Annotated in this window: 15 protein-coding genes; 9 read left to right on the plus strand and 6 right to left on the minus strand. The window is 70.0% G+C overall.

The window, feature by feature from the left end; all coding sequences use genetic code 11:
• The first annotated feature begins 30 nt into the window (after positions 1–30).
• Positions 31–336, plus strand: coding sequence for an urease subunit gamma (locus tag ABZ826_RS09245; RefSeq protein WP_266750742.1), 306 nt, complete (start codon positions 31–33; stop codon positions 334–336).
• Positions 337–584: 248 nt separating this feature from the next.
• On the opposite strand, the gene ABZ826_RS09250 is transcribed toward ABZ826_RS09245, so the two are convergent.
• Complete coding sequence (locus ABZ826_RS09250; protein ID WP_361444599.1) at positions 585–1112, minus strand: hypothetical protein; 528 nt, start codon at positions 1110–1112, stop codon at positions 585–587.
• A gap of 82 nt (positions 1113–1194) precedes the next feature.
• Between ABZ826_RS09250 and ABZ826_RS09255 the strand changes: the two genes are divergently transcribed.
• From ABZ826_RS09255 to ABZ826_RS09285, 7 genes are all read left to right on the plus strand, one after another.
• A complete protein-coding gene (locus ABZ826_RS09255) occupies positions 1195–1692 on the plus strand; it encodes an urease subunit beta (protein ID WP_361444602.1) in 498 nt (165 codons plus the stop codon).
• Entirely contained in the window at positions 1692–3416 is a 1725-nt protein-coding gene (gene ureC / locus ABZ826_RS09260; protein WP_361444605.1) for an urease subunit alpha, read from the plus strand. The genes ABZ826_RS09255 and ureC overlap by 1 nt, the downstream gene beginning before the upstream one ends.
• Positions 3417–3423: 7 nt before the next feature.
• Positions 3424–4194, plus strand: a complete 771-nt coding sequence (locus ABZ826_RS09265; protein ID WP_361444608.1) for an urease accessory UreF family protein — start codon at positions 3424–3426, stop codon at positions 4192–4194.
• 29 nt (positions 4195–4223) lie between these two features.
• Positions 4224–4844, plus strand: coding sequence for an urease accessory protein UreG (ureG, locus tag ABZ826_RS09270; RefSeq protein WP_361444611.1), 621 nt, complete (start codon positions 4224–4226; stop codon positions 4842–4844).
• Between the two features lies 1 nt (position 4845).
• Positions 4846–5811, plus strand: coding sequence for an urease accessory protein UreD (locus tag ABZ826_RS09275; RefSeq protein ID WP_361444614.1), 966 nt, complete (start codon positions 4846–4848; stop codon positions 5809–5811).
• A gap of 44 nt (positions 5812–5855) precedes the next feature.
• Entirely contained in the window at positions 5856–7205 is a 1350-nt protein-coding gene (locus ABZ826_RS09280; protein WP_361444617.1) for an ammonium transporter, read from the plus strand.
• Positions 7206–7347: 142 nt separating this feature from the next.
• Positions 7348–9714, plus strand: coding sequence for an alpha-L-fucosidase (locus ABZ826_RS09285; RefSeq protein WP_361444620.1), 2367 nt, complete (start codon positions 7348–7350; stop codon positions 9712–9714).
• Positions 9715–9726: 12 nt separating this feature from the next.
• On the opposite strand, the gene ABZ826_RS09290 is transcribed toward ABZ826_RS09285, so the two are convergent.
• The 3 genes from ABZ826_RS09290 to ABZ826_RS09300 are packed head-to-tail and all read right to left on the minus strand — an operon-like array spanning position 9727 to position 12555.
• Positions 9727–11142 carry a lipase maturation factor family protein gene (locus ABZ826_RS09290; protein ID WP_361444623.1) on the minus strand — a complete coding sequence of 472 codons (1416 nt, stop codon included), beginning with the start codon at positions 11140–11142 and terminating at the stop codon, positions 9727–9729.
• 37 nt (positions 11143–11179) lie between these two features.
• Complete coding sequence (locus ABZ826_RS09295) at positions 11180–11704, minus strand: DUF1990 domain-containing protein (RefSeq protein ID WP_361444626.1); 525 nt, start codon at positions 11702–11704, stop codon at positions 11180–11182.
• Entirely contained in the window at positions 11701–12555 is an 855-nt protein-coding gene (locus tag ABZ826_RS09300; RefSeq protein WP_361444629.1) for a YndJ family protein, read from the minus strand. Before ABZ826_RS09300 ends, ABZ826_RS09295 begins: the two co-directional genes overlap by 4 nt.
• Positions 12556–12672: 117 nt before the next feature.
• Between ABZ826_RS09300 and ABZ826_RS09305 the strand changes: the two genes are divergently transcribed.
• A complete protein-coding gene (locus tag ABZ826_RS09305) occupies positions 12673–12915 on the plus strand; it encodes a hypothetical protein (RefSeq protein WP_361444632.1) in 243 nt (80 codons plus the stop codon).
• 15 nt (positions 12916–12930) lie between these two features.
• Here ABZ826_RS09305 and ABZ826_RS09310 read toward each other — a convergent pair whose 3' ends face one another.
• Positions 12931–13995 carry an iron chelate uptake ABC transporter family permease subunit gene (locus ABZ826_RS09310; protein WP_361444635.1) on the minus strand — a complete coding sequence of 355 codons (1065 nt, stop codon included), beginning with the start codon at positions 13993–13995 and terminating at the stop codon, positions 12931–12933.
• A complete protein-coding gene (locus ABZ826_RS09315; RefSeq protein WP_361444638.1) occupies positions 13992–15029 on the minus strand; it encodes an iron ABC transporter permease in 1038 nt (345 codons plus the stop codon). The genes ABZ826_RS09310 and ABZ826_RS09315 overlap by 4 nt, the downstream gene beginning before the upstream one ends.

Raw genomic sequence — 15029 nt, forward strand, 5'->3', positions numbered from 1 at the left:
GTCCGCACAGCTCCGAGGAAGGTACTGACGATGAACCTCGCACCTCGCGAGATCGACAAACTGCTGGTGTACGTCGTGGCCGACCTGGCGCGCAAACGCCAGGGCCGCGGTCTCAAGCTCAACTACAGCGAGTCCGTCGCGCTGATCACCGAAGCGATCCTGGAAGCCGCCCGGGACGGCAGGAGTGTCGCCGACTGCATGGAACTCGGCCGTCAGATCGTCAGCGAGGACGACACCATGCCGGGCGTACGGGACATGCTCGGGCTGCTGCAGGTCGAGGCATCCTTCGTGGACGGCACCAAGCTGGTGTCCTGCCACGACCCCATCGGCGGCTGAGCCCGGTGTCCGACCGCTGTCGGGTGATCGCCGTGTGCGGGCATGAAGCCGCGTACGGGAAGGCGCTGCACGGCCTGGTGGACCCCGCGGTGACCGTCGTGCCCGGCGGACGCGAGCTGTTCCGGAGCGTCGCCGGACTGAGGCGCGGCGGCGAGAAGGTGTGCGTCGTCCCCATGACGCTGGGCCGCGACCCGGAACTCGTCGCGGACACCGCCCGTACGCTGCGCGCGCTGCCCGCCGACGAACGATCAGGGAGCCTGCTCGCCGAACCGTTCGGCACCTCCGGGCACCTGGTCGCCTGGCTGCGGGCGGCGGCGGTCCGCGCCCCCGATGCCGCGGCGCTGCTCCTCACCGCCCCGTCCGGCGACCCGTTCGAGGACGCCGAGCTGTACCGGGTCGCGAGTCTGGTCCGCCGATTCGGCAGCCACTCCCTGGTCGAGGTCGCGTTCGGCGGCGGCGATCCCGATCCGGTCGAGGGGGTGCGGCGCTGCAGGCTGCTCGGCGCCTCCCGCGTGGTGCTGCTCCCGGCCGCGTTCGTACCGCCCGAAGTGCCGGACGTATCGGGTACGCGGGTCGAACGCGCCGGTCCGCTGGTGCCGCCCGCCGCGCTGGCCCGGGTCCTCGCCGAGCGGGTGGCCGATGCCCGGCGGAAGTGGAGCGAGCGCGGCGACGACGGCATCGCGACCGGGCTGACCGCCGCCGACGAGCACGGCCACTCGCACACCCATGCGCCGGGCGAGGGCCACGACCACGACCACGGCCGTGGTCACGGACATGCACACACGCACACGCACCCACATCAGCACGCGCGTCAGCACCCGCAGGTACAGGGTGCGGGCCAGCCATCAGGAGCACCGTATGACGTTCCGTCAGAAATACCTCTACGGCAAGGATCCGATCGAGATCAACGCAGGTCGCCGCACCGTCAAACTCGCCGTCAGCAACACGGGCGACCGCGCGGTCCAGGTCGGGTCGCACTACCACTTCTTCGAGGTGAACTCGGCGTTGTCGTTCGACCGTCAGAAGGCGCTCGGCATGCACCTCAACATTCCCGCCGGAACCTCCGTGCGCATCGAACCCGGCGGAACCCGCGAGGTGGAGTTGTGCGCGTACGCCGGCACCGGGCGTCTCGTCGGCTTCAGCGGGTTGCTCAACGGCAGCCTCGCATCCCACCCGGCCAGGGTCGAGGCCGTCCGCAAGGCGATCGAGCAGGGCTTCCAGGGCGCCCGGAACGACGCCGGCTCCGGCATTCCGTCGAAGAACAGAAGGAACACCAAGGACGCAGGGAGTCCGAAGAACCCGACGAACCCGACGAACCCGAAGGACTCCAAGCCGAAGAAGAAGGGTTCGCGCTGATGCCCATCCTGCCGCGCAAGCAGTACACTGACATGTTCGGCCCGACGGTCGGCGACCGCTTCCACCTCGCCGACACCAACCTCGTCGTCGAGGTCGAGAAGGACTTCAGCGAGGGCCAGTACGGGGACGAGGTCCTCTACGGCGGCGGCAAGACCATGCGTGACGGCATGGCCGCGGACCCACAGGCCACCAGCGCCCAGGGCGCGCTCGACACCGTCATCACCAATGTCGTGGTCATCGACCCCGTCGTCGGCGTCGTCAAATGCGACATCGGCATCAAGGACGGGTTCATCGCGGGCATCGGGAAGTCGGGCAACCCGCAGACCCAGAACAACGTGCACCCGGACCTGGTCATCGGGCCCGGCACGGAGGCCATCGCCGGTGAGCACCTCATCGCCACCGCGGGTGCCATCGACACCCACGTCCACCTGATCTCCCCGCAACAGGCCGAGCAGGCACTCACCAACGGCATCACCACCCTCATCGGCGGTGGCACCGGCCCGTCCGACGGCACGAACGGCACCACCTGCACGCCGGGCCCGTACAACATCGCCCGGTTCCTGCAGGCGGCCGAGACCCTCCCGGTCAACCTCGGCATCATGGGCAAGGGCAACGGCAGTCTGCCGGAGGCGCTCGACGAGCAGATCGTCGCCGGAGCCTGTGCGCTGAAGGTCCACGAGGACTGGGGTGCCACCCCGGCCGTGATCGACAACGCGCTGGCCGTCGCGGACCGGCACGACATCCAGGTCGCCATCCACACCGACAGCCTCAACGAAAGCGGCTTCTTCGAGGACACCCGCTCCGCGATCGACGGCCGCACCATCCACACCTTCCACAGCGAGGGCGCGGGCGGCGGTCACGCCCCGGACATCCTGCGGGTCGCGGGCGAGCCGAACATCCTGCCGTCCTCCACCAACCCGACGCTTCCGTACACCAAGAACTCGGTGGACGAGCTCCTCGACATGGTCATGGTCTGTCACCACCTCAGCCACGACATCCCCGAAGACGTCTCCTTCGCCGACAGCCGGGTCCGCGCCGAGACGATCGCCGCCGAGTCGGTCCTGCACGACCTCGGCGTGATCAGCATGTTCTCCTCCGACTCGCAGGCCATGGGCCGGGTCGGCGAGTCCGTCACCCGGGCCTTCCAGACCGCCCACCACTGCAAGGACAAGCTCGGCACGCTGGAGGGCGACTCCGCCCGCAACGACAACCAGCGGGTGCTGCGCTACCTCGCCAAGGTCACCATCAACCCGGCCATCGCCACCGGGATCTCCGACCACATCGGCTCGATCGAGAAGGGCAAGCTCGCCGACATCGTGCTCTGGCCCATCCACTCCTTCGGCGCCAAGCCGAAGATGGTGATCAAGGGCGGCATCATCTCCTGGGCGCAGATGGGCGATCCCAACGCCTCGTTGCCGACCCCGCAGCCGGTGATCTACCGGCCGATGTTCGGCCAGTACGGCAAGGCCCTGCCGGCCACCCATGTCACCTTCATGTCCCAGGCCGGCATCGCCGCGGGGGTCCCCGCCGAACTGGGCCTGGAACGCAAGGTGCTGCCGGTCAGCCGGACCCGGACCATCGGCAAGCACAACATGATCCGCAACAACGCGCTGCCGGACATCAAGGTCGACCCGGAGACGTTCAAGGTCACCCTCAACGGCAAGGTCGCCACCATCGACCCGGCCCAGGAACTGCCCCTCAACCACCTGTTCTTCCTGGTCTAGGGCCTCGATGTACCGCGATGAGAGCGAGATGCCGGGCGGCCCGGCCCCGATGGCGGCGGAGCTCGCCGCCATCGGGGCCGGGTCGCCCGGGTCCGGGCTCGGACCGCTGCTGGTCAGCCTCCAGTTGACCGACTCGGCGTTCCCGAGCGGCTTCTACACGCTGTCGCACAGCCTTGAGGGCTTCGCCCAGGCCAAGGCGGTCGGCCCCGACAGCCTGTCGCTGCTGCTCGAAGACCTGCTGTTGCACGGCGTCGGCCCGGCCGACGCCACCGCGCTCGCACTCGCCCACCGGGCGACACGGGCGGGCGAACCGGAGGCCGTGGCCGGAATCGACGAGCATCTGTTCGCCACCAAGCTGGGCCGGGAGATGCGCCAGGCCGCCGTCCGGACCGGCCGGCAGCTTCTCGACCTCGCCCAAGAGGTCTTCGACCGCCCCGAGATCGATGACTACGTCGAACGTGTGGAACGCCGGGAGGCACCCGGAACCCAGGCGGTCGTCGCGGGGGTCATCTACGCGGCGACCGGTGTGCCGGTCCGTCAGGCCGTCGCCTGCGACCTGTTCGCGTTCTGCGCGAGCTTCGCGGGAGCGGCCCTGAGACTGCGGCTGACCGACCACCGCAGGGCGCAGACCTTGCTGCGGGGCGCCGCATCCGTCATCGAGGCGGCGGTCGAGGCCGCGCTGCGGCGCGAACTCGCCGATGTCGGCGCCACCGTCTTCGCCTCGGACGTCATGTCGGGCCGTCATGAACGTGCCGAGGCCCGGCTCTTCGCCAGCTGATCCAACCACCCCCACGAACAGGGAGCACCATGGACGACAACGTACTGCGGGTCGGTATCGGCGGACCGGTCGGATCCGGCAAGACCGCGCTCATCGAGGCGCTGGTCCCGGTACTGATCGAGCGCGGTCATCACCCCAGCGTCGTCACCAACGACATCTACACGCAGGAGGACGCCCAGCACATCCGCCGCACCCTCGACGGGGTCCTCGAACCGGAGCGCGTCGTCGGCGTCGAGACGGGCGCCTGTCCGCACACCGCCGTACGGGACGACCCGACGATGAATCTGGCGGCGGGCGCCGAGATGCTGGAGCGCTTCCCCGACACCGACACGCTGTTCTTCGAGTCCGGTGGCGACAATCTCACCCTCACCTTCAGCCCCGCGCTCGTCGATCTCTTCCTCTTCGTCCTGGACACCGCCGAGGGCGAGAAGATGCCGCGCAAGCGTGGGCCGGGCATCACCGATTCCGACCTGCTCGTCATCAACAAGATTGATATCGCGCAGTATGTGCGCACCGACATCGGCATCATGGAATCCGATGCCCACCGGGTCCGTGACGACCGCCCGGTGGTTCTCACCGACTGCCTCACCGGCGTGGGCATCGGGGACATCGCGGACTTCCTCGAATCGCGCCGCAAGGCGCTGATCTGACATGCGGCCCACCCTGCCCTGCCCCGGCCCGGACCGTCTCGCCCCCGACTACTACTCCGCGGTCCGTGTCCCGCCGGACGTGGCGGCCCTGGCGTCCGTTCCCGATACGCTCGCGCCCGGCTCCCCGGCCAAGGTGGGGATCCTCGATCTGGCCTTCGCCGTGCGGGGCGGGCGCACCGAACTCGTCGAGCGCTACCAGAAGACCCCGTTGCAGATCATGCGGCCGCTGTGGATCGACCCCGCCATGCCGGGGATGAGCCACGTCTATCTGATGGCGACCGGCGGCGGCATCGCCCAGGCCGACCGCTACCGGATGGACTTCCGCTGCGGTCCCGGCACCCAGGTGCATCTGACCACCCAGGCGGCCACCAAGGTCTTCCGGATGGAACACGACTACGCGAGCCAGCGCGTGCATCTGACGGCCGAGGCCGGCGCCTACGTCGAGTATCTACCGGACCCGCTGATCCCCTTCAAGGACGCGCGGTTCTACCAGCGGACCGAGGTCACGGTCGCGGTCGGCGCCACCGCGGTCGTCGGCGACATCCTCACCGCCGGGCGGCTCGCCCGCGGCGAGCGCCACGACTACCGGATCCTCGCCACGGACCTGCACATCGCCCGGCCCGACGGCACCCTCCTCGCCATCGACACCCTGCGCCTGACCCCGGGCGCGCAGGGACCCGGCAACGGCGTCGTCGGGCCGGGCGTCTTCGCCGGGCACGACCACGTCGCGTCGCTCTTCGTGGTCACCGACCGCGTCCCGGCCACCGAGATCGCCGACACCCTGCACGGGGCGCTGGCCGGGCTCGGTGTGCTGTACGGGGTCAGCGTGCTGCCCCGCGACTGCGGCGCCTGGGTCCGGCTCCTGGACGACCGTCCCGTCGCGGTCGCCGCCGCACATGCCGCCGCCTGGCGGTCCGTGCACCGGCTCCTCACCGGACATCCGGCACCCGACCTGCGTAAACCGTAGCCCGACCGACCCGTTCCCCCCACACCCCTACGAGGTATCCGCAGATGAACACCGCTCCCGCGCCGATGCCACCCGCGTACGACTCCGGCGACACCGCCTGGCTGCTCGCCGCCACCGCCATGGTGCTGCTGATGACGCCGGGACTGGCGTTCTTCTACGGCGGCATGGTTCGCACCAAGCACATCCTGATGATGATCAAGATGAGCTTCGCCGCGCTCGCCTTCGGCACGCTCGTCTGGTGGGCGATCGGATACACGCTGGCCTTCGGCCCCGACGTCGGCGGCGCCGGACTCATCGGCAACCTCGACCACGTGTTCATGCACGACATCGGGCTGACCACACTGACCGGTCACATCCCCACGTATGTCTACGGCACGTTCCAGATGGGCTTCGCGATCATCACCGTCGCGCTGGTGAGCGGCTCGATCGCGGACCGCGCCACGATGAAGGGCTGGCTCGTCTTCGTCGTGCTGTGGCTGCTCATCGTCTACATTCCGCTGGCGCACTGGGTGTTCGACCAGGACGGCTGGATCGTCAAGCACCTCGGGGCGCTCGATTTCGCCGGCGGTCTGCCGGTGGAACTCAACTCCGGCGTCGCGGGTCTCGCCGTCGCGCTCGTGCTGCGGGCGCCGCGCGACTTCGCCCGTCGTGAGGAACGGCCCAACAACATCCCGCTCGTCGTGATCGGTGTCGGGCTGCTCTGGTTCGGCTGGTTCGGCTTCAACTCCGGCTCCGCGCTGAGCGACCAGGGCACGGCGGCCGGCGCCTTCATCAACACCCAGCTCGGCGCCGCGGGCGCCATGATCACCTGGCCGCTGGTCGAGAAGTGGCGCACCGGCACGGTCACCACGATGGGCGTCGTCTCCTCGGCCGTCGCGGGCATGGTCGCCATCACCCCGGCCTGCGGTGAGATCAACACCCTCGGCGCGGTGATCACCGGCCTCGTCGTGGGCGCGGTCTGTGCCTTCGCGATCACGCTCAAGTTCCGCTTCGACGTCGACGACACGCTCGATGTGGTGGGTGTGCACGGTGTCGGCGGGCTGATCGGGCTGATCATGGTCGGCCTGTTCGCCACCGCACGCATCAGTGGCAAGAAGGGGCTCTTCTACGGCGGTGGCTGGGGGCTGTTGGGCAAGCAACTCGTCGCGATCGTCTCCGTGATCGCGTTCTCCTTCATCCTCACCTGGCTCATCGCGAAGGTGGTCGATCTGGCCGTCGGCTTCCGCGCCGAGGACGAGTACGACAAGGTGCCGGGTTCGGAGGTGGAGCGCGCGTACGACTTCCAGACCGCCGAGCGCCTCGGTGCCTTGGTCTCGGGCAAGGCCGTGACCAGCGACGACGAGCTCGTCCGGCAGATCACCAAGCTGCTGCGGGCCCGGGAGGAATCGCGATAGGGAACCCGGCCGGGACCGGCGTGGATCGGTCGGCCCCGGCAGTGAATGCGCCCTAGTCATCGGATGGTTGTGGGGTACGGGTTTCGTTCTGTCTGGAAGATTGCATTGACAGGTTCGCTTCGTGCTCCAATCATCGGATGTCATGACCGAACTTCCCAGACGCCATGTACTCGGAATGACGGCAGGGGCGGCAGTCGGCGCCGCCCTGCTCACCCCCGCCACCGCCGATGCGGCCCCGCGAACCGGAGCCGCCCGAGCGCCCGCAGCGGCCGGTGCCCACGACGGCGACTGGGGCACCGTCCCCGCCGCTGTCCCCGTGCCTCTCGACAGGTGGTTCGACAACGACGGCATCGACACCGCCGATGCCCGCGGCGGCAACTTCGACGGCTCCGGCTACACCTTCCCCGGCGAGGAACTCCCCACTGGAGAACGGAACATCGACGGCACCGCGTTTCTCTTCCCCGGCTCCGGAGCGGGTGTCAGGAACAACATCGTCGCCCTCGGACAGCGCATCGACCTCCCGCCGGGCCGCTATCTCTCCGGCCTCTTCCTCACCGCGTGCAGCTACGGCGCCGTATCCGGCAGGGCCACGGTCCACTACGCCGACGGCACCACCTCGGCCCCGGTACTCGGCGGCCCCGACTGGTACTCGGGGAGCGGCGCCGTCACCGCCGCGTACCGCTACACGGCCGACGGCGCCAAGGACGCGCACCAGGTCTCCATCGCCGTCAGCGAGATCGCGCTCGACCCGGCCAGGGAAGCCGTCGCGCTCACCCTGCCCACCACCCAGCCCGCCGAGGCCGGCAAGCCGTCCCTGCACATCTTCGCACTCTCCCTCCAACCAGCCGCCCAGGGACGGGCGTTGACCTTGCGCGACGCCCACTCCACCACTTCGTTGCTGGACTCCGGAGCCCAGAGCGTCGAGGCCACCGTCGTCAACGCGGGCACGGTCGGCATTCTCGCCGCGGACGGCCTCACGCTCGCCGTGGACGTGCCCGGAGCCCGTACCGTCGCGCCCGCCCGCATCACCCGGCTCGCCCCCGGCGACCAGGCCCGCGTCCGCATCGGCATCCGCAACAGGCCCGGCACCGCACCCGGCACCGCCCGGGACGGCGACGTCGTCGCCCGCGGTCGCGGACAGCAGGCCGCCACCGTCCGCCGCTCGCTCACCCTCGGCGTCCCCGACTACGCCCCGACCGACGAATCCCTCTCCACCCATCAGGCGCCGTACTGGTTCCAGGCGGCCAAGTTCGGGATCTTCATCCACTGGGGGGTCTACTCGGTACCCGCCTGGGCTCCGGTCGGCACGCAGTACGCCGAGTGGTACTGGAGCCAGATGCAGGACCCCAACAACCCCACCTACACCCACCATCGCGACACCTACGGCGAGTCCTTCGCCTACGACGACTTCATCCCGCGGTTCCGCGCCGAGCGCTTCGACCCGCGCTCCTGGGTGGAGCTGTTCCGGGACGCCGGTGCGCAGTACCACGTACTCACCTCGAAGCACCACGAGGGTTTCGCGCTCTGGGACACCAAGCTCTCCGACCGCAACGCCGTCAAGATGGGGCCGAAGCGCGACCTCGTCAAGGAACTCTTCGACGCCTCGCGCCGCTACACCCCCGAACTCCACCCGGGGCTGTACTTCTCGATGCCCGAGTGGTTCAACCCCGACCATCCCTGGATGGGCCACGCCCCGCGCAATCCGTACACCCTGGAGCCCGTCCCGTACACCGGGTACACGGCGGGCAAGGACTACGTCACCCAGTTCCAGGGCCCGCAGATGCTGGAGCTGATCCACCGGTACGGCCCCGAGATCCTCTGGTGCGACATCGGCGGCGACAACGACAGCCACCGCGTGCTCGCCGAGTACTTCAACCACGCCAAGAACCGGGCCCGCCCGATCGAGGTCACCGTCAACAACCGTTCGGGGATCGGGCCGCACGACTTCACGACGCCCGAGTACACGACGTACGACCAGATCGTCACCGCGAAGTGGGAATCGAGCCGCGGCCTGGACCCGTACAGCTACGGCTACAACGCCCAGACGCCGGACGGGAAGTACATGACGGCGGAGGAGATCGTGCACTCGCTCGTCGACATCGTCTCCAAGAACGGCAACTTCCTGCTCGACATCGGGCCGAGGGCCGACGGCACGATCCCCGACATCATGCAGCGCAGGCTGCGCGAGACGGGGGAGTGGCTGAGGACCAACGGGGAGGCGATCTACGACACCACGTACTGGGCACGGATGCCGCAGCTCGGCGAGGACCTGCGGTTCACCGTGCGGCCCGACAAGGCCTTCTACATCCACTCCCTGGCCCAGCCCGGTGCCACCCTGACCGTCGAGGCGCCGGTGCCGATCCGCGGCGGTGACCGGGTCACCCTGCTCGGTCACGACCGGCCGCTCGGCTGGCGCACCACGGGCGGCTCGCTGGTGATCGACGTACCGGCGGCGGCCCGCAGGAGCGGAAAGCACGCCTGGGTGTTCAAGATCGCCTGGTCGGGCTGAGCCGGGCGGGACCTACGGGATCGCCCTCAGCGCGACGGGGGGCATGAAGTCGCGTACGTAGGCGCGGTGCCACCAGCGTCCGGTGGCCCGCAGTTCGCGCCAGGTCGTGTACCGGTACCGGTACACCCTGGCGCGGACGTGCGTGGGCGGCGCCTCGGGGAACGGGTTGTGACGCAGCAGCCGCAGCGTGTCCCGGTCGTTCTCCAGCAGCCGTTCCACGAACTGCCCGAACCAGGGGCCCGCGTACGCGGGGGAGAGCGCCGCGAACCACATCAGCCAGTCGAGCCGCAGATGGTACGGGGCGAACTGGCGCGGCAGCCGGCGCGGATCGCCGGGCTTGCCGCGGAATCCGTACTCCTGCCAGACCGTGCCCTCGTGGAGCACCCGCTCCTTCGTGCCCTCGACCACGACCTCCAGCCTCACCCGGCTGATGCTCCCGAACGCGCCGTAGGTATTGACCAGATGGAGCGGGTCGAACGAGCGGTTCATCACCTGGCGGCGGGAGACGAGATTGCGCGCCGGGCGGTAGCTGAGGAACGCCACCAGTGCCGTGACCGCGAAGACGACGATCTCGTACCAGAGGGGTGGCGCGGACTGTGCGGGCGGCTCGGTGAACAGGGACCAGTCGACGGCGGACAGGGCGAGGGTGATCGTCACCCAGTTCAGCCAGGCGAAGTTCCCCGAGAGGACCAGCCACAACTGGGTGACGATCATCAGCCCCGCGGCCGCGCTCGCCACCGGCTGCGGAGTGAAGAGGAGCACCGGTACCAGGAGTTGGGTGACGTGGTTGGCCGCCACCTCGGCCCGGTGGACGGGCTTCGGCAGTCGGTGGAAGAACCAGCTCAGCGGTCCCGGCATCGGCTGGGTCTCGTGGTGGAAGTACAGGCACGTCAGCTTGCGCCAGCACTCGTCGCCACGGATCTTGATCAGCCCGGCGCCGAACTCCACGCGGAACAGCACCCAGCGCAGCAGCCACAGCACCAGCACCGGTGGAGCCGTGTCCGCGTTGCCGAGAAAGACGGCGAGGAAGCCGGTCTCCAGCAGCAACGACTCCCAGCCGAAGCCGTACCAGGTCTGGCCGACCTGGACGATCGACAGATACAGCGCCCAGGGCAGTGCCCAGAGCAACATCGCCGCCCAGAGCGGAACGTACGAGTCCACGCCCGCGAGCAACGCGACGGCGATTGCGCAGCCCATCCAGGCGACGACGGCGAAGAAGCGGTCGGAGTAGTGGAGCCGGAAGAGACCGGGCGCGCTGCGCCAGTCCGTACGCCGCAGGAAGTCGGGCACGGGCAGCATGCCGCGTTCACCGATCAGCGCCCGGAACTGGAGCGCGGCGGTGAGAAAGGCGAACAGATACACACCGGCGAGAGCCCGCTGGAAGATCAGCCGGCTGAGCCAGTACCCGTCTGCGGTGAACCACTCCATCGCTTCCAGTATCGGGCCGACGGCCCGGCTCAGCCCCTCAGAGCGGCGTGGTCCGCCCTTCGTCGACGATCCGGCGCAGCGTGGTGCCGAGCCGCCGGGCGTACCACCGCTGGAGCACCGGTACGACGGGCCCCGCGAGCCGGGCGTACCAGGCGGCCGGGCGGCTGAACGCCATGACGGTGAACCACACCGTCCCGTCGTCCGCCAGCTCCACCACGAAGGACTCCTCGCCACGCTCCGGGTGTCCCGTGCGTGTTCCGTAGCCGAATCCGATGCGATCGCTCTCGTACGCCGCCCAGACGACCAGGCACGGTGCGGTGAACCGGAACGGGCCGATGCCGATCGACACCCGGACCAGGACCCCGGCCTGGGCACGGGCCGCCGACGCGCGGACCCTGGCCCCGCTGTTGCGATGCATGCGCCAGTCGGTGACCGCCGCGCCCGCTGCCGCCAGGTCGGCCCGGCCGTGACCGACCCGGGTCCGGTGGTGGAGGTGGTGATAGCCGTCGGGGAGCGGACCCGGACGGGTGGCTCCGACCTCGGAGTAGTTGAGGGCGCTCATACGGTCCTGCCTTCGTGATCGGTGGGGTTCTGGAGCCTCTGCCAGGCGAGCATCGAGCAGAGTGCGAAGCCCAGCGCGTTGCCGAGACCGTGGGTGGCGGCCATCCAGGTCAGTGCGGGGTGCGGGAGCCCGGTGGCCTCACCGAGTGCCCAGCTCAGCGCGAGCACCATGGTGACCGCGAGCACGGCGGACGAGCCGGCGAGCAGCAGCCGGGTGATCCGGTCCCGTTGCCGGCCGCGGATCGTTCGCCAGGTCAGGAGGGCGACGGCCCACATGCCCGCTGTCAGGACCACCGCCCCGGCCAGCTCGGCCCAGTCCCCGATGAAGTAGCCGATCAGGACGAGCAGGGTGCCCAGCGGCACGCTCAGCGCGGCGAACCTTCCCGCGTTGCTGTCGGCGACCCGGCAGACGAGTCCCGCGACGAGCGCGGCGGCGAATCCGGCGAAGTGGAAGTGCGGCACGGTCAGCGCGAGGATACCGAGCCCGAAGCCGAAGAGTGTGTGCCCCGAGCGTTCGGCGACCAGCGCGGTGGCCGCGATCGAGGGGGTGACGAGGGCGGTGAGCAGGGCGATCTCGGCGGGTGCCACGGCGGACGCGTCGGGGTCCGCGCGGCTGTGGAGCAGCCGCACGGGGGCGTGCAGGGCCAGAAGTACGGCCCCGAGCGCGTAACAGGCCGCCAGGGTGGTGGCCGCCGCGCCGCGCGGCAGCCAGAGAGCGACGGCGCCGGGCACGGCGAAGAGCGGCCACAGGTGGCGCATCCGGTCCAGCTCGGGCGCTTCGGCCAGCCGCAGCCCCGCGGGGACCACCACGAGCATGCCCAGCATCACGATCAGATCGACCAGCAGAGACATCGAGCCCCCGACTTGAACGCGTTCAAGTGTGTTCGGCGATGACTCTACGGCCTCTCTTGAACGCGTTCAAGAGAGGGGGGAGGGATCGTCCACAGCGGGCAGGGCGGCGAGGTCGCGGTGGGCGACGGATGGATCCGACCGCCCCACCGGTTCCTCGACGACGTCGTCGCCGATCTGCGTGCCAGAGGGTGTACGAGCACCCCCGGCGAGATCGGCCGCGCCCTCCGTCCCGGCTTCTCGGCCCGGTCCACGCACTCGCTGTGGGTGGGGCACCTGGACCCGACGGCCGCACAGGACGACGAACGGGCCGTGCGTGAGGGCGTGTCGGTGGTGCCGTACCGCGGCTTCAGCGGTGAGTGACGCCCCGGAAGGGCCTCACAGGATGCCTCGGCGCCACTCCCGTATCAGCAGACAGCCGAGGTACACGCCTCCGATGGCCATGGTGTAGATGCCGACGGGCAGACTGTCGAACAGCGGCAGTTGCTGGGCGCAGAGATCCGCGAGGACCAGCAGCAGCGCGCCGGTGAGAGCGGACAGCACCAGGTGCGGGCCGGCCGCCCGGGTGATCCGCTTGGCGATCTGCGGGGCCGTCAGCGAGATGAACGCGATGGGCCCGGCGACGCTGACGGCGCCCGCCGACAGCACGATCGCGAGGACGACGGCGATCGTCTTCGTGCTGCGCGGCCCGGACCCCAGCGCCCCCGCGATGTCGTCGCCCATCTCGCCGATGTCCAGCCGCCGCGCGATCAGCGCGGTGAGCGGGGCCACCACCAGCAGCACGAGCCAGATCGTTGTGGCGTCGTCCCAGGACCGTGCCGACAGACTCCCGTTGACATAGGCGGTGAGGACGGCGGCCCGGTCCCGTTCCATGGCGTAGACGACGTACTGCGTGATCGCCGTGCCGATCGCGGCCACACCGATGCCCGCGACGACGAGCCGGGCGGGGTTGCGGAATCCGGTACCGGTCGACACGTAGACCAGTGCCATGGCGAGGACGGCGCCGAGCAGCGCGCCGAGCGCCACCGGCACGGTGTCCGGGAACAGCAGCGCGACGATCGCGGCGCCCGCCCCGGCGCCGGACGCCAGGCCGATCACATCGGGACTGCCGAGCGGATTGCGGGTGACGGACTGGAACAACGCCCCGGAAAGGCCGAGCGCCCCGCCGGTTCCCAGGGCGACCACCAGGCGCGGGCCGCGCAGGTGTTCCAGGACGAACGCGTTCTTGCCCTCGGCCCCACCGGTCAGCGCGCCGGCGAGATCGGCGAGCGGAATGCCGAGCCGGCCGAGCGAGAGTGTGGCGACGGCGGCCACCGCGAGCAGTACGGACAGCAGAAGAGCCGTCAGCACCGACACCCGGCGGACCGGCAGCGCCACGGTCCGGCCGATCCTCAGGAACCCCCTGGGCGAGGAGATGCGGAATCCCGCCTGATGCGACGTCATGTGTTGCCCCTCATCCTGCGTACGGCGACCAGCAGCGCGGGCGCGCCGATGAACGCGGTCACGACACCGACCATCAACTCCTGCGGGCGCATGACCACACGGCCCACGACATCCGCGAGGAGCAGCAGCGCGGGGCCGACCAGCGCCGAGCACAGGATCTGCATCCGGAATTCGACACCGACCAGGGCCCGCACCACATGCGGAACGGCCAGGCCGACGAAGGCGATCGGACCCACCGCCGCCGTCGCCGCGGCGCTCAGCAGCGTGGCCGAGAGCAGCCCGGCCGCCCGCACCAGGGCCGGATGCGCCCCGAGCGACGCCGCGGTCGAGTCGCCGAGTGCGAGCGCGTTGAGTCCGGGCCCCAGCAGAGCGGCTATCAGCAGACCCGCCACCGCGAACGGCAGGACCGACCAGAAGACGTCGAAGTCCCGGCCGCCGAGGGCGCCGACGACCCAGTACCGGTAGCTGTCGAAGACCTTCGGCCGGCTCAGTGTCACGGCCTGGATGTACGCCATCAGCACGGCGCAGAGCACCGCACCGGCCAGCACGAGCCGCACCAGCCCGCCGCCCGAGCCCGCCGATCCGATCACGTGGACGAGCAGACCGGCGATCAGCGCACCGGGCAGCGCCCACCACATGGTGTCCCTACTGCCCGATGCCCCGAGGAACGCCGTCGCGGTGACGATGCTCGCGGAAGCGCCCGCGTTGATCCCGAGGAGACCGGGATCGGCCAGCGGATTGCGGGTCACCCCCTGCATGAGCGTGCCCGCGACGGCCAGGCAGAGTCCGGCGAGCACACCGAGCGCGGTCCTCGGATACCGGCTCTCGACGATGGTGGTGACATTCGGGTCGGCGGTGCCGGACAGCACGTTCAGCACATCGCTGAACGAGGTGGTCCGGCTGCCGAACATGACGCTCGCGAACACGGCGAGCACGAGCGCGGCGAGTGCGACGACGACGTAGTACACCCGCCGAGCGGTGCCGGCCCGTGAGGTGCCGGCACCGCTCGGCGGCGCGTGTGTGGTGGCAGCCAT

It is taken from the genome of Streptomyces sp. NPDC047515 (assembly GCF_040643055.1).
In the GTDB taxonomy this organism is placed as follows: domain Bacteria; phylum Actinomycetota; class Actinomycetes; order Streptomycetales; family Streptomycetaceae; genus Streptomyces.